The 17,294-nt window shown below is 60.4% G+C and carries 18 protein-coding genes; 16 read left to right on the top strand and 2 right to left on the bottom strand.

All coding sequences use genetic code 11. The features are described 5' to 3' along the window. Nucleotides 1–31: 31 nt before the first annotated feature. Entirely contained in the window at nt 32–2,020 is a 1,989-nt protein-coding gene (locus J4G78_RS08635; protein WP_207990144.1) for a hypothetical protein, read from the bottom strand. 499 nt (nt 2,021–2,519) lie between these two features. On the opposite strand from J4G78_RS08635, the gene J4G78_RS08630 reads away from it, so the two are divergent. The 5 genes from J4G78_RS08630 (at nt 2,520) to J4G78_RS08610 (ending at nt 7,255) form a co-directional block, all read left to right on the top strand. Beyond that, nucleotides 2,520–3,230 carry a hypothetical protein gene (locus J4G78_RS08630; RefSeq protein ID WP_207990142.1) on the top strand — a complete coding sequence of 237 codons (711 nt, stop codon included), beginning with the start codon at nt 2,520–2,522 and terminating at the stop codon, nt 3,228–3,230. Beyond that, entirely contained in the window at nt 3,220–4,566 is a 1,347-nt protein-coding gene (locus J4G78_RS08625) for a DNA-packaging protein (RefSeq protein WP_207990140.1), read from the top strand. Before J4G78_RS08630 ends, J4G78_RS08625 begins: the two co-directional genes overlap by 11 nt. Nucleotides 4,567–4,828: 262 nt before the next feature. Further along, nucleotides 4,829–5,965, top strand: a complete 1,137-nt coding sequence (locus J4G78_RS08620) for a phage portal protein (RefSeq protein WP_207990138.1) — start codon at nt 4,829–4,831, stop codon at nt 5,963–5,965. Nucleotides 5,966–6,503: 538 nt separating this feature from the next. Beyond that, entirely contained in the window at nt 6,504–6,812 is a 309-nt protein-coding gene (locus tag J4G78_RS08615; protein WP_207990136.1) for a DUF6127 family protein, read from the top strand. Next, a complete protein-coding gene (locus J4G78_RS08610) occupies nt 6,809–7,255 on the top strand; it encodes an HK97 family phage prohead protease (RefSeq protein ID WP_207990134.1) in 447 nt (148 codons plus the stop codon). Before J4G78_RS08615 ends, J4G78_RS08610 begins: the two co-directional genes overlap by 4 nt. Before the next feature lie 170 nt (nt 7,256–7,425). Here the strand turns inward: J4G78_RS08610 and J4G78_RS08605 are convergent, their stop codons facing one another. Continuing rightward, on the bottom strand, nt 7,426–8,535 hold the full coding sequence (locus J4G78_RS08605; RefSeq protein ID WP_207990132.1) for a hypothetical protein: 1,110 nt from the start codon (nt 8,533–8,535) through the stop codon (nt 7,426–7,428). A gap of 137 nt (nt 8,536–8,672) precedes the next feature. Between J4G78_RS08605 and J4G78_RS08600 the strand changes: the two genes are divergently transcribed. The 11 genes from J4G78_RS08600 (at nt 8,673) to J4G78_RS08550 (ending at nt 17,292) form a co-directional block, all read left to right on the top strand. Next, on the top strand, nt 8,673–9,842 hold the full coding sequence (locus tag J4G78_RS08600) for a phage major capsid protein (RefSeq protein WP_207990130.1): 1,170 nt from the start codon (nt 8,673–8,675) through the stop codon (nt 9,840–9,842). 397 nt (nt 9,843–10,239) lie between these two features. Continuing rightward, the gene (locus tag J4G78_RS08595) at nt 10,240–10,803 is read left to right on the top strand and encodes a head-tail connector protein (RefSeq protein WP_207990128.1); all 564 of its coding nucleotides are present in this window, start codon (nt 10,240–10,242) and stop codon (nt 10,801–10,803) included. Beyond that, nucleotides 10,800–11,144, top strand: a complete 345-nt coding sequence (locus J4G78_RS08590; RefSeq protein ID WP_207990126.1) for a phage head completion protein — start codon at nt 10,800–10,802, stop codon at nt 11,142–11,144. The genes J4G78_RS08595 and J4G78_RS08590 overlap by 4 nt, the downstream gene beginning before the upstream one ends. Next, nucleotides 11,144–11,362 (top strand): hypothetical protein, encoded by a 219-nt coding sequence (locus J4G78_RS08585; protein WP_207990124.1) that lies wholly within the window; start codon nt 11,144–11,146, stop codon nt 11,360–11,362. Before J4G78_RS08590 ends, J4G78_RS08585 begins: the two co-directional genes overlap by 1 nt. Then, nucleotides 11,359–11,763, top strand: coding sequence for a DUF3168 domain-containing protein (locus J4G78_RS08580; RefSeq protein WP_243457280.1), 405 nt, complete (start codon nt 11,359–11,361; stop codon nt 11,761–11,763). Before J4G78_RS08585 ends, J4G78_RS08580 begins: the two co-directional genes overlap by 4 nt. 432 nt (nt 11,764–12,195) lie before the next feature. Further along, nucleotides 12,196–12,603, top strand: coding sequence for a phage tail tube protein (locus J4G78_RS08575; RefSeq protein ID WP_207990122.1), 408 nt, complete (start codon nt 12,196–12,198; stop codon nt 12,601–12,603). Then, the gene (locus J4G78_RS08570) at nt 12,596–12,910 is read left to right on the top strand and encodes a gene transfer agent family protein (RefSeq protein ID WP_207990120.1); all 315 of its coding nucleotides are present in this window, start codon (nt 12,596–12,598) and stop codon (nt 12,908–12,910) included. Before J4G78_RS08575 ends, J4G78_RS08570 begins: the two co-directional genes overlap by 8 nt. Nucleotides 12,911–13,317: 407 nt before the next feature. Beyond that, nucleotides 13,318–13,533, top strand: a complete 216-nt coding sequence (locus tag J4G78_RS08565) for a phage tail assembly chaperone (protein ID WP_243457279.1) — start codon at nt 13,318–13,320, stop codon at nt 13,531–13,533. Further along, on the top strand, nt 13,526–14,110 hold the full coding sequence (locus tag J4G78_RS08560; protein WP_207990118.1) for a tail tape measure protein: 585 nt from the start codon (nt 13,526–13,528) through the stop codon (nt 14,108–14,110). Before J4G78_RS08565 ends, J4G78_RS08560 begins: the two co-directional genes overlap by 8 nt. 3 nt (nt 14,111–14,113) lie before the next feature. Next, the gene (locus tag J4G78_RS08555) at nt 14,114–16,465 is read left to right on the top strand and encodes a DUF2460 domain-containing protein (protein ID WP_207990116.1); all 2,352 of its coding nucleotides are present in this window, start codon (nt 14,114–14,116) and stop codon (nt 16,463–16,465) included. Continuing rightward, entirely contained in the window at nt 16,462–17,292 is an 831-nt protein-coding gene (locus J4G78_RS08550) for a phage/gene transfer agent baseplate hub protein (RefSeq protein WP_207990114.1), read from the top strand. The genes J4G78_RS08555 and J4G78_RS08550 overlap by 4 nt, the downstream gene beginning before the upstream one ends. The last annotated feature ends 2 nt before the right edge of the window (nt 17,293–17,294 follow it).

Genomic DNA, 17,294 nt, shown 5'->3' with positions numbered 1-17,294 from the left:
AACAAAGTCGCTGAAAATTGCCGATCGAATATTATAGTGTTGAAGCTGCGGTCTTGCATGCAATGGGCAATTCTTCATCTTCACAGAAATCGGGCCAACGACCGGTTTTCTGCCAATAGTCCAGCAGGCCGATCCGTTTGGCCAGAGGCCAGAATCTGGGATCTCTGCGAAAGGCAGCGGTATCTGAATAATATAATATCATGGTCGACCCGGCTATGGTGCTCCAGTCAAATCGCTCTGCCAGATCAAATGCACGGTCCAGTTCGCCCAACCCGACATACATGCGGATCAGCCAGTGCTGTCCCTCGTCTTTGCAAGCCGCCTCAAGCGCTGCAAGATCGGGTTTGGCCGCTAATCTCGCGCGCGCGAAAATTTGCGAGCATTTCAGTTGTGTCGTCGTCATAACTAGTGGTTCGCGAAGACGTCTTAAAGCGGACTCAGCATCCTCCAAGTAAAGATCCTGTTGCAGCCTCCTGATGTGCAATTCGGGCCAGTCAGGGTCCAGCCGTTCGGCCATGGCTAAGGCGCGTTTGGCGCCAATTTTATCGCCTAGTGAGATATACATCCAGCCTAGCCGTGCATGCGCAAAAACATCTGCCGGATTAGCAGCCGCCAGCTCCTCGAACACTTTGGTCGCGTCTTTCAAACGCCCAACCTGTCGCAGCAGGCTCGCTTGATGTCTGTAAACGGCATCCGGCATTCTGGTCTGCGCTGTTGCGAGCAGGCTCAGTTTTTCTACAGCAGCCCAATTCCCGGACATGGGCATATTGTTGGCGAGCAGATAATTCGCATAGGGTGCGTCCGGATCATCGGCAATGACTTGATCGATAAGCATTCGAGACTTTTGTCTCAGCTTGGATCGCTCAGTTTCCGATAGCGAGTCACCCCATTGGGCCTGTCGCGCCAGTGTATCGGCATAGAGGCTGATGGCACTGGGATTGTCGGGTTCCGCCAGATAAATGGGCTCAGAGAACAGCACATAATTCTTGTTATAATCGCCATCCGAACTTTCGGCGCAATATTGTGCATAAAGAGGCAGCGACTTTCCCGTGCTTTTATAGACATCGGACCGTAACTGGGCGATGCAGCGCAATATTCCGGCTGGTTTGGACGCAATATGAGTGGCAAATAAGTCTATCTGACTCTGCGGGCGCGCAAATATTTCAGACCAGATGACGCGCCCGGTTCCATGATCCAAAAGCTGGAGAGTAACCTGTCGATCAGCCCCCTGGGTACTGATACTCCCCTTCAGATCAAACTCCTGAAGGGCATTTCCTGGCTTGTTTTCCAAAATGGTGGAAATACGATTGGCCGTAAGCGCCGATAACAGCTGCGGGGTGATATCCGCAGCCAATTTTTCAAGATCAGCGTCATCGCCAATCACCTGAAAAGGTTCGATTCGCACCAGATTGGTCGCCGGGGCTGGCGACCGAAAGGCATCGAACGTGATATAGGCGATCAGAGCAAGCAGAATTGTTGCCGCCGCAACGAGCCATCGGAAGCGTTTTATCTTGCTTTTCGATTTATCCGTTTTTGTTTGGTCAGTGGTGGTTGCGACCATATCGACGGCCTCAGGATGCCGGGTGCGCCAGCTATTCAGCAAACGGCGGCGGGTTTTTTTGTCGCCACCTTTTTCCAGCTTGCCCAGCGCTTTTTTCACTGCCTGTTTCAGTCGCTGCTCGACCGTTTCGCGCTGTGCTTCCAGCCAGTCGTCAAAACCATCGCCAATTTGCATCTGTTCGAGCAATTGCTTCGATCCGATAAAATCGAGCATTGTAATAGCCTGATCATCTTCGCCGAAGGCAAGGCGGTCTTCCAAGGCATCGAGATCGGACTGTAGCGCCGACCGGTTCAGATGGATCGTTTCGCGCGTAATGCTAAGAATATTGTGCTGAAAGGGATTCAGCAATTTGCCCAGATAGTGCAAACATTGTCGCAAGCTGGCCTTGGCCTGGGCTTCAAACCGATCGGGCCAAAGCAGCTTGCTAAAATATGTTCGCGACACGGGTTCGTCGGGCATGACGCAGAGCATAGCCAACAGCGCGCGGGCGCGTTGATTAGATATCGATATCTCCTCGCCATCCGGCGCAAAGAGTTGAAATGCCCCAAATAGCCTCGCGCCCATGACATTATCAGGATTCTCTGGCGAGATTATCCGCTTCGAGTAGTTTATGCCCAGCCCCTTCCCGCGTCTTCTTATGTTCGAACATAGGGCAAAAACGATTGGATATAAACGAAAATTACCAGCGCGCGGTGTTTTGGATTTCTGTCGTCTGTAATGGCAAGGTCAATCCCGGCCTGCGATATACACCCGCTTTCCCTACTGTTGACCAGACAAAAATAACCAAATAGGCACAAAACGCTTGACATCGTCACGCTGTTTAGGTACAAAACAGGAACATCGAGAAATTGTGATTCGGGCCGAGCGGCTCTGAAACATGGCTTGGTCCCTTTGGGCTGGTCCTGGTTTCAGCGCTTCAGCCCTTTTTAACGCCCGCGATCCGGGCGGAAGGATAGTTATGTCTGAAACCATGGAAAACAGGAAACAACAGCCGCATGCACAAAAGGATGCCCAACCGGATGCCCAACCGGATGAACAGGTGGAGCATGAAGGCGATCCCCGAGCCGGGCACAAGATGGCCAAGAAACGCGCTTTTCTGGAACATCTGGCGATCACGTCGAGCATCAAGCAATCGGCAGACGTGGCCGATATTGCCAATAGCACGCTTTATTTATGGAGAGACACTGACCCTGATTTCGCCGCCGCCTGGTTAAAGGCGCTGGCCGCCGGTTACGAGCTGCTGGAAATGGAAATGCTGGAGCGCGCCCGCCACGGGGTGGAGCGCAAGATTTATTACCATGGCAAGCATGTTGCAACCGTGCGCGACTATGACCACAAAACCGGGCTGCAATTGCTGCGCTTGCATAAGGAGTCGGTGGCGCTGGTCCGCGCGGCGCGGGCCGAACTGGCGGCGGAGCCGGAACCGGTGCGCGATACGCTCGACGAGAAGCTCAAGAAGATCAACGTCCGCTTGCGCGCCTATCAGGCGGAGAAGCGGCGCAAAAAGCAGGCGGGTGCGGCGCATGGGGATGCCAGAGACGATGCCGGAGACGAAGGCGGGATCGATAGCGGGTTCGATGCCGGGTTCGATAGTGGTGCCGATAATGGTGAAAGCCATGCCGAAGGGGAGAAAAATGGCAAAAGGGTTCGCGTGATTGATGACGCATGATGTGATCACGGCGCGTCAAATCAACCAGATTGAAGATGACGATGATCGGGCATTTTTCCTGGGTTGCATGGATAGTGAGACCCGCCTCGAATATGAAGCGAGCTGGCACAAATGGGCACGCCAGGAACAGCTCGCGCCCACCGGCGACTGGACGGTGTGGATGATCATGGCGGGCCGCGGCTTTGGCAAGACCCGTGCGGGCGCCGAATGGGTCCGCGAAATTTGTGAAGCCGATGGCAGCGCGCGCTTTGCGCTGGTCGGCGCGAATTTTGCCGAGACACGGATGGTGATGGTCGAGGGGGAAAGCGGTTTGTTGTCGATTGCACCCGATGATACGCGCCCGCTTTGGGAGCCTTCGCTCAAACGGCTGCGCTGGTCGAGCGGTGCGGAGGCTTATCTCTATTCGGCGGCGGAACCAGAGGGCCTGCGCGGGCCGCAGCACAGCCATAGCTGGTGCGATGAAATCGCCAAATGGGCGAATAATAGCGGGCAGGCGCTGGCGGCGTGGGATAATCTGAAAATGGGTTTGCGGCTGGGGCATGCGCCGAAAATTGCCGCGACGACCACGCCAAGGCCGGTGGCATTGGTGCGGAATCTCGTGAAAGGCGATTACCAGACCAGAGGCGTGGTGATTACGCGGGGCGGGACGACGGATAATGTCGCAAACCTGCCTGGTGAATTTATCAAGGTGATGGAGGCGGATTATGGCGGCACGCGGCTGGGGCGGCAGGAGCTGGACGGCGAGCTGATCGAGGAGCTGGAAGGCGCGCTGTGGAGCCGGGCAATGCTGGAGGCGTGCCGGGTGGCGGCCGACGATGCGGCGAACGCGGTCCGCATCGTGATCGGCGTCGATCCTCCGGCTTCACAAACCGGTGATGCCTGCGGGATTATCGTCGCGGGATTGCGGACCGATAACAAGGCGGTGATTCTGGCCGATTGCAGCGCCGAAAAAGCCAGCCCCGAAACATGGGCGCGGGCGGTTGCAAAAGCGGCGCGTAATTGGGGCGCGGACCGGGTGATTGCCGAAGCCAATCAGGGCGGAGCGATGGTCCAATCGGTGCTGCATGCGACAAATGTTTCGCTACCGGTGCGGCTGGTCCACGCGTCGCGCGGCAAGGTGGCTAGGGCGGAACCGGTGGCGGCGCTGTACGAGGCGGGCCGGGTGCTGCATGCGGGCGCTTTCCCGCGGCTGGAGGACGAGCTGTGCGGGCTGCTAATCGGCGGCGGTTATGAAGGGCCGGGGCGGTCCCCGGACCGTGCCGACGCGCTGGTCTATGCGCTGACGGAATTGATGCTGGGGAAGCGGCGCAAGCCGCGGGTGGGGAGTCTTTATTGAACCTCAAGCGCGTTTTTTATTGAACCTCAGGCGCCGGGCGGGCCCATCCGGGCCCTTGGCTACGCGCCAATAAGGCGCGGCGGCCGGTCGGCCTTGCCTCGCTGCGCTCGGACGATGCTCATAGACGTGGCGTAAAAGGTCGCGCTGATCCGACGCGAAGCGGAGGCAAGCGCGACCGCGCGCCCGAGCTTATGCGAGGAAAGCCAAGCGGGCGGATGCCCGCGCCCGGCGCTTGAGGGAATAAACAAAGGAATCAAAAAACATGAAATTTTGGGAAACCCTATCCCTCGCCTTCAAGGGCGGGGGTGGACAATCACGGCCGCCTTTGGGGCGCAGCTATATTGGTACCTATGGCGGTGCTTCTTTCACCGGCGCGGCGCCCTATTCTTACGAAGGACAGGTGCGCGACGCTTACATCAATAACCCCGTCGCGCAGCGCGCCGTGCGGATCGTCGCTGAGGGCATCGGTAGTGCGCCGCTCTTGCCGATGGAGGATAGCGTCGCGACCTTGGTCAACGCCACCAGCGCGGGCCAGTCTCTGCTCGAAACCATCGCGGCGCATCTGTTGCTGCACGGCAATGCTTATGTGCAGGTACTGGGCGGCGCTGACGACCAGCCGGTCGAGCTTTTCGCCCTGCGCCCCGACCGGATCACGATCGAGCCGGATGCAAAGGGCTGGCCGGCCGCTTATGCCTATCGGGCTGGCGAGCATCAGACCCGCTTGGCCGCGCAGGATGCGATGGGCCGTCCGGCGATCATCCACATCAAGGCCTTTCACCCCACCGACGACCATTATGGCCTCGGCTGTCTTGGCGCCGCGGCCAAGGCGGTGGCGGTGCACAATGCGGCGGCGCAGTGGAACAAGGCATTGCTCGACAATGCCGCGCGGCCCTCAGGGGCGTTGGTGTTCGATCCCGGCCCGGATGGATCGGCGCTGTCGGCGGATCAGTTTGACCGGCTCAAGGCCGAGATGGAGGCGAGCTTTGCTGGTTCGGGCAATGCGGGGCGGCCGATGCTGCTCGAAGGCGGGCTGAAATGGCAAAGCATGAGCATGACCCCGGCGGATATGGATTTTGTCGCGCTGAAAGCGGCCGCCGCGCGGGAAATTGCGCTGGCCTTTGGTGTGCCGCCGATGCTGCTCGGCCTGCCGGGGGATAATAGCTATGCGAACTACCGCGAGGCCAATCGCGCGCTGTGGCGGCTGACGATATTGCCGCTAGCAGGGAAGATTTTGGACGGGCTGTCGGGTGCGCTGAGGGCTTGGGGAGAGGATGCGGGTCTGGCGGTGGACCGCGATCAGATCCCGGCGCTGTCCGAGGACCGCGAACGGTTGTGGAGCCAAGTGAGCGCGGCGGATTTTCTGTCGCCGGAGGAAAAGCGGGCGATGTTGGGTTTATGATTCTCTCCCCTTGAGGGAGAGAAAAGACTTGGCTTGGCAGCTTGCTGCCTAGCAAGTCTTAGAGAGGGGGGGGAGCGACAATCGCAGCCCTTTGCGTGTGCCGCCCACCCCTCTCCAAGTTTCGCTAGCGCCCCTGGACAAGCCCAGGGCCGCAAGCTTCACTGTCCTCTCCCTCAAGGGGAGAGGAAGGAGGAGTCTTTATTGAGCCCTCAGGCGCGTTTTTTATTGAACCTCAAGCGCCGGGCGCGGGCGTCTTCTTTTTAACCTCAGGCGCCGGGCGCGGGAGTTTTTATTGAACCTCAGGCGCCGGGCGGCGACATCCGTCGCCTTGGCTAGGCGCCAATAAGGCGCGGCGGCCGGTCGGCCTTGCCTTCGCTGCGCTCGGTTATATGGTCTCAAACGAAGCGTTTAGTGTCGCGCTGAACCGACGCATCGCGTCGGCAAGCGCGACCGCGCGCCCGAGCTTATGCGAGGAAAGCCAAGCGGGCGGATGCCCGCGCCCGGCGCTTGAGGGAATCAAAAAAAGGAATCATTACACATGCTAAACGAAGAAATGCTCGCCCGCCTGGTGGCGCAGGCGGAAGGCGATGGGGCAGATCTGGTTACCCTCCGCGCGATTGTGGAGGAAGCGACCGATAGCGGCGCGGAACGCGTGCTCGACCGGCTGGGTCTCGCCGACCACAAGGCGCAGGATGATCTCGACGAACTGCGCGAGTTGCTCCGCGCCTGGCGCGATGCCAAGGCGAGCGCTTGGAAAGCGGCGATTACCTGGATCATTCGCGGCGCACTGGCACTGCTGTTGATCGGTATCGCGATGCGGTTGGGGTTCGGGAATCTGGTTACATGAGCGCCATCCGCTTCGCTGGCTATGCCGCGATTTTCAACCGCATCGACAAGGGCGGGGACATAATCCGGCCCGGCGCGTTCGGTGCGCTGGCCCGGGGACAATCACTCCCTTTGCTTTGGCAGCACAGGCCGGACCAACGCATTGGCAGCATCAGCTATGCCCGTGAAGATCAGCGCGGCCTGCGGGTCATCGGTAGTCTTTCAACCGCTACCAGAGCCGGGCGGGAAGCGGCAGCTATGTTGAAAAACAGCGCGATCAAGGGGCTCAGCTTCGGCTATCGCGTGCAGCAAGCAGCGGGCCAAAAGCCGCGTGCGTTACTTGCTCTCGATGTCGCGGAGATCTCGCTGGTGACCTGTCCGATGCAGCCCTTGGCTCGGGTGCATTGTTTATTGGACCTCAAGCGCCGGGCGCGGGCATCCGCCCGCTTGGCTATCGCGCCATAAGGCGCGGCGGCCGGTCGGCCTTGCCTCCGCTTCGCGTCGGTCCGGTGCCAAACTTTAGAGGATTGTCCGAGCGCAGCGAGGCAAGCGCGACTGCGCGCCCGAGCTTATGCGAGGAAAGCCAAGCGGGCGGATGCCCGCGCCCGGCGCTTGAGGTCAAACAAAAACACCTACTATCGCGGCGGCAGCGGTTTGACCCCTTCCGAAGCTGGGACACCATCGGCCATATTGTCATCCAATCCGGCAATGATCGCCTCGCTGCAGCCGAAATCTTTCAGCTCGGCGGCGATGCGCGGGTCGCTTTGGGTGGGAGAGACAACTTGCGGGAAGTAAAATTCTATCGGCTTGTCATGTTGGCACAAATTGCGGCGCGACAGACTGTTGAAAGTCTTTAACTCGGCCAGCACGCCATCATAATCTTTCCGGCCCGCCAATATGTAGATTTTCAATATCCGGATCGGATAATAGACCAAATCCTGGTGGCGGCTGTGGCGCTCGGTTTTGTCGAGGAACATATTAATGGCGCCCAGCGCGCGATCCTCGTCTTTCGCGATGATCGCATCATAGGCGATCAGCTCGGCATGTTCGACATTGGATATCATGTCGATCGGCTCGCGGTCGGCAAGCGCGGTTGCGGCGGTGAAATTGGCCAGCGCTTCATCACGGCGGCCCAGTTCAAGGAGATATTCGCTTTTGTCTTTATAGAGATAGCCGCGCAGGAATGTCGGATTGTTCATCAACGTGCGTCCCTGCAAGGCAATATAATCATCATGCGCGGCGAGGGCGGCCTCATGATCGCCAAATGCTTTCAGCATAGCGATCAGCGGTTGATAGCCGCTTTGCGCGACATAATTTTGCATCGGCCAGCGGCCACCGACATGCTGTGAGTGCAGCTGGTTGGCTAGTGATAGGGCGCGGTTTTTGGTAGCTATCGCATCGGGTGCCTGGCGTTCCTGTTTGGCAATGGCTGACTTGCTCGCACCGCGCAGTCGGATCAAGGTCTTATAAGCCTGCAGGACCGGCCAGCAGTTTTTGGCGACAAATTCGATCGACCGTTTGTCGCGGCTGGCGCAGTCGGACAGATCACCGCGCTTTTCGGGCGGAATGTCATGGCTGAGCATCGGGTTGGGCGGACGGCGCGGTCGCGGGATTACCGGGGGAGCGCCTTGGGTGGTCGGTTCGGTTGTTTGTTGCGGTGCCGGCTTTTCCGCTTGCGCGGCCAGAGGTGCCGCCGGAAAAAACGCGGCCAGGAAAAGAGCAGCCAGCGCTGCCAAGCTGTTCAAATAATGCATGGCTCCATGGCTATCGCCGGAGCCGGTTTTTGTCGACCCCAATATTCATTCTGAATTCGCTTCAGCCGCCTGATTTTAGGTGGTTTTTTTCATCTACGAGATTTCATCACCCCCAAGAAAGGAATAACATGGACATTTCCAATACCCCTCTCGAAACGAAAGCCGATACGTTGGAGGACAGTTTCGACACCGTGCTGATGGCCGAGGATATCGCCGTATTGCGCACGGATGTTGATGGCCTGAAAAGTCAGATGGACGACATTTCGAAAGCATCGGCGCGGCCCGTTCTGGCCGGTAACGCGGACGGCGTAAAAGGCATGGCGCCTTCCGCCGCCGCACAGGATTTCGTCACAAAATATCTCCGCCGGGGCGATCATGCAGGGGTCGAGCTGAAAAGCTTTTCCGGCGCGTCTGGCCCCGAAGGCGGCTTTGCCGTACCGCAGGAGATTGACGCGCTGATCGGGCGGACGCTGAAAGACATCTCGCCGATCCGGTCCATCGCCACCGTTGTGCAGACCGGCAGCGCGGGCTATCGCAAGCTCGTCACCCATGGCGGCACGCCATCGGGCTGGGTCAGCGAGACGGCGGGACGGCCCGAAACCGACACGCCCAATTTCAACGAAATCGCGCCGCCGACCGGAGAGCTTTATGCCAACCCGGCGGCGTCGCAGGGGATGCTCGATGATGCCGCCTTTGATGTCGAGGCCTGGCTGGCCGATGAGATTGCCCGCGAATTTGCGCAGGCCGAGGGGGCCGCTTTTGTTGGCGGTTCCGGGGTCAACCAACCGCGCGGCTTTCTCAACGCGCCGGTGACGGACGAGCCGGACGGCGCGCGCGCGTTCGGTTCGCTGCAATATGTGCCGTCGGGCGCGGCAGGCGGCTTTGCCGGCGCGGATGGCGAGGATGCGCTGGTTGACCTGGTCCATACGCTGAAACCCGCCTACCGGCAGGGCGCAAGCTTTGTGATGAACAGCGCCACACTGGCGCAGATCCGCAAGTTCAAGACCGCCGATGGCGCGTTTTTGTGGCAGGCGTCTCTGGCGTCTGGACAACCCGATATGCTGCTCGGCTATCCGGTGGTCGAGGCCGAGGATATGCCGGATGTGGCAGCGGACAGCCTGTCCATCGCCTTCGGCAATTTCCGCGCCGGTTATCTGATCGCAGAGCGCAGCGCGACGAGCATCCTGCGCGACCCGTTCACCAACAAACCGTTTGTGCATTTCTATGCGACCAAGCGCGTCGGTGGTCAGGTGATGAACAGCGAAGCGATTAAGCTGATGCGCTTTAGTGTGAGTTGATTGTGTTTGATTAACCTCAAGCGCCGGGCGGCGACATCCGTCGCCTTGGCTTTCCTCGCATAAGCTCGGGCGCGCAGTCGCGCTTGCCTCCGCTGCGCGTCGGACTGGTGGTAAGCTTGAGGTTTCGCCGGTTCTTCTCTCCCCTTGAGGGAGAGAAAAGACTTGGCTTGGCAGCTCGCTGCCTAGCAAGTCTTAGAGAGGGGTAGGCGGCAAACGCTGTGGTTAGCGATAACCGCTCCCCCCTCTCCAAGTTCCGCTAGCGCCAGTCGGCGCAAGCTCCACTGTCCTCTCCCTCAAGGGGAGAGGATGAAGGAGCGGCCACCATTGTGTACAACATCGACACTACCGCCTGAGGTAAAATAACAAACCCTCCCACACCACCCCACCCCATCCCCCAATGAAAGGACGCCCGACCCGTGAGCTTCCCCCCAAAGATCTGCCCGCATTGCCGGTAGAGTTAATCCAGGAGGTCAAAGATTTCCTCCGCCTTGATCATGGCGAAGATGATGCTGCCATTGCCCGGTTCGCCAGCAGCGCCGCGCATCTGTGTGAGAATTTCACCGGACAAATGTTGATAGTCCGGTCGCTATGTGACCGGATACCGGCGCGGGCAGACTGGCAGAAACTGAAGAGACGCCCGGTGCAAGCGATCACGTCTGTGGAAGCTATTGCACCAGATGGTAACGCCAGGGCGTTGCCCGCCAACGACTATGCGATTGATATCGATGGGGACGGTGTCGGTTGGGTTAAGCTGCGTGCGGCGAGCAACTTTCAGCGCATCGCGGTCACCTATAATGCCGGGCTGGCAGTGGATTGGATGACAGTGCCGACGACCTTGCGGCAGGGCGTGGTCCGGCTGGCGGGCTATCTCTATTCCCATCGCGATGGCCTCGATGCTGCGCCGCCGCCGAGCGCGGTGACAGCTTTATGGCGCCCCCATCGCCGGATGAGGTTGGCATGAGCAGGTCAAATTTTACCGGGCATGAATTTAGCGGGCTTTTGCGCGAACGTATAAGCATCGCGCGGCCATCTTCACAGCGTGACGCCATCGGCTCTGCGACCAACCAAAGCGTGCCGATTGGCGAATTCTGGGCTTCCGCAGAACCGCTGGGGACGGGCTTGGAGGCGCTTGGCAACAGCCGGTCGGCATTGCCGCGGTGGCGGTTCACGCTGCGGCAAACCGATGCCATTCGCGTTGGCGATCATCTGGCTTGGGGCGACCGGAAGATGGTTGTCGGCTCTGTGTCTGCCGATCATCGATTCATTCCGAAAACTATCCTGAAAGCCGAGGAGAAACGGTGATGGAGAATCTAATACGCAAGGCAGAGGCGGTGGCAGCAAGGGAGCTGCAAAAAACCAAAGCGGAAATGCAGGCGGCGCTGGACCAGGAATTACCTGAGGATGTTTCGGTCGCAGAAACGCGTGATGGCATTGTGGTTGCCGGTCGCGGTCTTGGAGCGGAAATTATCGAAAATAACAGTCTGCGCGATGTCGCGTTTTTGATGCGGGGTGTCCGGTGACAAGCGCGCTTGAAGCAGTGCAGCGAGAGCTGGTTGTGGCGATGAATGCGCACCAGCCGTTGCTGGATGAAATCAGCGGCATTTATGACGGCCCACCCGCGCGCGCTGCCTTTCCCTATATCGCCTTGGCGACGGGTGCCGCGCTGGACTGGAGCTTCAAGGGCGGGACGGGCCGGGAATTGAGCTTGGCGCTCAGCGTGCACGACGATGGCATGAGTGCCGCACGGCTGCACCGGGTGATGGCGTTGGCGGAAGCGGCGCTGGAAAATGGTGTGCCGGAGCCGGAGGGTTGGCAGATCGTGACGTTCGATTTCCGCCGGACGCGGATATTGCGCAGCGCGGTGAGCCCGTGGAGCGGATTGATCGAATATCGCGCGCGGGTCCTCTCATCGTCATCCTGAACCAAGTTCAGGATGACGAGAGATTGTACCTGTGCTCAACACACCAATTCTCTCCCCTTGAGGGAGAGAAAAGACTTGGCTTGGCAGCTTGCTGCCTAGCAAGTCTTAGAGAGGGGTAAGGCGGCAAACGCTAAGGTCAGCGATGGACGCTCCCCCCTCTCCAAGTTCCGCTAGCGGCCAGGGCCGCAAGCTTCACTGTCCTCTCCCTCAAGGGGAGAGGATGAAAGGGGCCACCGCCGTATACAACCTCAAGCCTGCCAACGGAGTGACGCGAAGCGGAGGCAAGCGCGCCAAGAATCAGATGGCGCGCGCCCGAGCTTATGCGAGGAAAGCCAAGCGGGCGGATGCCCGCGCCCGGCGCCTGAGGTCAAAACAAAAACTCCCCGGCGCTTGAGGTCCAATAAAAATCACCCACAAAAAAAGGAACCAACTATGGCAGCAGAAAAAGGCAGCGCCTTTCTCCTTAAAATCGGCGACGGGCAGGACCCAGCGACCTATTCCACCATTGCCGGCCTGCGCACGACGCAATTGTCGGTCAATGGCGAGCCGGTCGCGATTACGAACAAGGATAGCGGCGGCTGGCGCGAGCTGTTGTCGGGCGCGGGTGTGCGCTCGGTGTCGGTGTCGGGCGCCGGGGTGTTTACCGGGTCGGATGCCGAAATCCGGGTCAAGAACCATGCGCTCGCCGGGTTGATCGACGCTTATGAGCTGAGCTTTGAAAGCGGCGAGCGGATGCGCGGCGATTTTCTGGTCACGCGGCTTGATTATGCCGGCGATTATAATGGCGAGCGCAGCTATACGCTGAGCCTCGAAAGCTCCGGCGCGGTGTCCCATGTCTGAGCGGGCGAATGCATTGCGCGGCGAAGCGGAATTGACGGTGGCGGGGGAGCAGCTGGTGCTGCGGCCGAGTTTTGCTGCGCTCGTCGCGGCGGAGGAAGAGCTGGGATCGCTGTTCGATCTGGTCGAGCGAGCGGCGAATGGGCAGCTGACCCTGGCCGAAGTCGCGGGGCTGTTGTGGCACGTGATCCGGGACCGGCCCGATGGTCTGACGCGCGAGGATTTTGGCGAAGCGATGCTGGCGCTGGGGCTGGCAAGCGTGACGCCGGTGCTGAAGATCGTGCTGCGGCAGATACTGGCGGGGCGGTGAAGGGGAAGTTTTTATTGGGCCCTCAAACGCCGGGAGTTTTTTTTAAGACCTCAGGCGCCGGGCGGCGACATCCGTCGCCTTGGCTTTCCTCGCATAAGCTCGGGCGGCCGGTCGGCCTTGCCTCCGCTTCGCGTCGGTTTGGTGGCAGCGTTGCGGTTTCGCCTGTTTTTCTCTCCCCTTGAGGGAGAGAAAAGACTTGGCTTGGCAGCTTGCTGCCTAGCAAGTCTTAGAGAGGGGAAGGGGGAGCCGCCACCTTTAACGATAACCGCTCCCCCCTCTCCAAGTTTCGCTAGCGGCCAGGGCCGCAAGCTCCCCTGTCCTCTCCCTCAAGGGGAGAGGATGAATGGGGCAATCCTACCTGTGCTTCGCATCCAGCGCGGAGCATGTTGCACTCAGATTTGAGCATAATGATGATCAATAATTTCCGCACCTCTGCCGCCCATCTCGCTGGGCTGATACCCGCCGCTCTTGGCTGGACGCCCGATCAATTTTGGAACGCCACGCCTGCTGAATTGGCGGCTGTTCTGACCGCTTTGTCCGGTGCTGGTCCGGGTCATCAAACCGCCCCGCCGCTCACCCAAAGCCAACTCCAAACACTGAAAGACACTCTCAACCATGGATGAAGAAATCGAACGTCTGGTCATCGCCGTGCGCGCCGATACCGCCGGATTTGCAAAAGATGTCGCGGATATGAAGGCACAGCTTGACGGGCCGCTGGCGCGCGGAATGGAACGCGCCGGTTCTGCACTCGAAACCGGCCTCAGCCGGGCGATCCGGCGCGGGTCGCTGGATTTTCAGGATCTCAAAAGCGTCGCTCTGTCGGTGATGGATGATATTGCCAGCGCCGCAGTGAATAGCGGTATTGGCAGCCTGTTCGGCGGCGGCGGATCGGGTGGCGGATTGCTGGGCCTTGGAACGTCGCTCTTGGGCGCGGCTCTGGGCCTGCCGGGTCGCGCGACCGGCGGGCCGGTGACGGGCGGGCGCGCTTATATGGTGGGCGAGCAGGGGCCGGAGCTGTTCGTGCCGACCGCGGCCGGGCGGATTGAGCCGTCTGCCGGTACAGCACCGGCGCAGCCCAATATCCGCCTGACCATCAACATATCCGACCATGGCCAGGGCAGCGCACCCGACCAGTTGCGCCGGTCCAGCCGCCAGGTCGCGCGCGCCGTGCGCGGTGCGCTGGCCTATCGGGAGGGTTGAGCCATGGGTTTCTGGTTAGCCAAAGAGCGCGGCGCGCAGCAGGCGGGTTTTATCCCGCGCTTTGATCCGCGCTTCTGGACGGTCAATTTTCCGCGCCCGATGATGGCTTCGGTGGTGACGACCGCGCCCGATGCGCTGCGCGTCGATGCGGTATTTTATAACTCCGATGATCTGGCGGGGTTGATCTGGGACAGCGAAGATACGCTCGATCACCCGCTGCTCGCTTATGAAACGAATCGCGATTATGCGCGGCTGCGGCTGAAATTCCGCTGGCGCTCGCAGGGGATCATGCCGCTCAATCGGGTCAATGGCCCGACGCTGACGATTGAGGGGCGCGATGCCAGCGGCCAGCCCAAGGCCTGGTATGTCCGGCTGTGGAACTATGCCAGCGGCACGCCGACCGATGCGCTGATCGATCTGGAATTTTCCGCGCTCGATGGCGGCTTTGTGCTGCCGGGTGAAGCGGACCCGGTGCATCCGAATGATATTGACCGGATGTTCATCTCGATCATCCCGCCCGATTATGACGGCGCAGGCACACGCTATGCGACGCCCAAAACCGGCTGGGTCGAGATGAGCGCGATTGCGGCCGATGGCGGCGGCGCGGTGCTGGAAATCGGCGATATCATGGTGCCGGAAAACGGTCTGTCGATGGCGACCGGCTATGATGACAGTTTCAACCAGACGCCCGCACGCCTGCTGCGCGCGATCCGCGCGCTCGGCTATCGCGGGGCGATTAATCATTATGTCGGGATGAGCCATTATTTCCGGCTCGAGACCAATGGCGCGGGATTGTATGTCAGCCTGTCCGCGCCGCAGCCGGGCGAGGAATTTGCCGCGATCAATCAGCCCTGCGCGGTCTGGCACCGTGATTTTGTGGAGCGCGCCACGGCGATGGATTTTACTGTCATCCTCTCGCTGTCTTATGAGCTGTTTGATGCCCATTGCTGGAACAACTGGAAACAGCGGGCGGAAAATGGTGATCCGGCGCTGACCGGCTGGGTGCCGCCATCGGCTCTCTTGTCTCCCGCGCGCGCGCCCGCGATGCGCTATCTGCAGGCGGTGGCGCGCGCCTTTACCGCGATTGCGCGCGATGCCGGGGCGGCGATCAAGTTTCAGGTCGGCGAACCGTGGTGGTGGGTGATGCCGGATGATGGGCGGATCTGCCTCTATGATGCAGCAGCGCGTGCGGCCTTTGGTGATGCGCTGGTCAGCATAGCGGATATACGCGGCCCCAAAACCGCCGCGCAAAAGGCGATGCTGGATCAGGCCGGCGAGATGCTGGCTCAATCGACCGCCGATCTGGTCGCAGCGGTCAAGGACGAGGCGCTTGGCGCGCCGGTCGAGACGCTGCTGCTCGCCTATCTGCCAACGATATTGGACGCCGCTGCACCAGAGGCAAAGCGCGCCAATCTGCCCGTCGGTTGGGCCAGCCCGGCCTTCGATATATTGCAGCTGGAGGATTATGACTGGGTCATCGCGGGCGACCAGTCGGAAACCCAGCGCGGCATTGATCTGGCCACACAGCGGCTCGGCTATCCGATGGCGCGGCAGCATTATTTTTCCGGCTTTGTCCTTCGCGCCGAAGACGCTTTCATCTGGGCCAATATGGTCGATGCGGTGGAGACCGCCCGCGCCCGCGGTACGCCGGATATTTTCATCTGGGCGCTGCCGCAGGTGGCGCGCGATGGCTTTACTTATTTTCAGGAACAGGAGGATGATATGAACGCGTTTGACGACGTGCAGTTTCCGCTCGCCATCGGGCAGGGCGCGGCGGTGTCGCCGGGCTTTTCGACCGATATCGTCACCACCCTGTCGGGCCATGAAAAGCGCAATAGCGACTGGGCCGACGCGCGGCTGGAATTTGATGCCGGGCCGGGGGTGCGGTCGGAGGACGAGCTGCGCCGCCTGATCGCCTTTTTTCGCGCGCGGCGCGGCGCGGCCAAGGGGTTTCGCTTTGCCGATCCCTTTGATCATAGCAGCAACAATATGGTCGATCCGCCGACTGCGACGGATCAGGTCATCGGCACCGGTGACGGTGAGCAGACGCGTTTTGCGCTTATTAAAAATTATGGCGAGAACGGCGGTGACGCGCAGCAAAGACGGATAACCCGGCCGCGCGCGGCCTCTGTGCTGGTCGCGGTTGATGGCGCGCTGGTCAGCAACTGGTCGCTTGGCCCGCTCGGTGAGATTGTCTTTGATCAACCCCCTGCCGCCCCTGCCGCGATCACCGCTGGCTTCCTGTTCGATGTGCCGGTCCGTTTTGCCGAGGATCGGCTCGACGTCAGCGCCAGTACATTTTTGGCCGGCGACATTCCCGAAGTGCGCCTGATCGAACTGCGGGAAGGGGCATGAGCGGGGGGATGGACGGGCACTGGCTTGACGCGCCGCTAACGACCTGTTGCTATGCGTGGCGGCTGGAGCGCAGCGACGGCGTGACCATCGGCTTTGTCTCGCATGACCGCGATCTGGTGATCGACAATCTGCGCTATCGCGCGGCGCCGGGCATGGTCCCTTCGACCATCGCGCTGTCGGACAGTCTGGAAATGGACAGCGTTGATATTGCCGGCGTGATGACGAGCGCGGCGATTGCCGAACCCGATCTGGTCGCGGGCCGCTGGAACGGCGCGCGGCTGCACATATCGCTGGTGAACTGGGAAAACCCGGAGGACGAACCGCTGCATCTGATCAGCGGCGAATTTGGTGAAATTGCGCGCAGCGGCGATGCGTTTCGGGTGGAGATGCTGGGCGGCACATCGTTTCTGGACGAGGCGATTGCACCGCTGACCTCCCCCACGTGCCGCGCGCGTCTGGGTGACCGGGCGTGCAAGGTCAGTCTGGCCGCGCATCAGGCGGAGATGGAGCTTTCGCAAATGGCGGAATCACAGCTGATATTTGCCGATCTGCAAGGGCGGGCGTCCGACTATATCTATGGCGAATTGCGCTGGCTCAGCGGGCGCAATTGCGGGCTCAGCTTCGCGATTATCGGCGGCGCGGGGGACGCGCTGCGGCTGGCTGACCAACCGACACAGCCGGTCTCCGTGGGGGATCGGGCGCTGCTGACCGCCGGGTGCGACAAGACTTTTGCCACCTGCCGCGCACGATTTCACAACAGCATCAATTTTCGCGGGGAGCCGCATCTGCCCGGCAACGACCTGCTCACTCGCTATCCCGGAGCATGACT

Origin of the sequence: Parasphingorhabdus cellanae (genome assembly GCF_017498565.1) — a bacterium.
In the GTDB taxonomy this organism is placed as follows: domain Bacteria; phylum Pseudomonadota; class Alphaproteobacteria; order Sphingomonadales; family Sphingomonadaceae; genus Parasphingorhabdus; species Parasphingorhabdus cellanae.
Note: the sequence above shows the minus strand (reverse complement) of the source record. Positions and strands in the feature narration are given on the sequence as shown.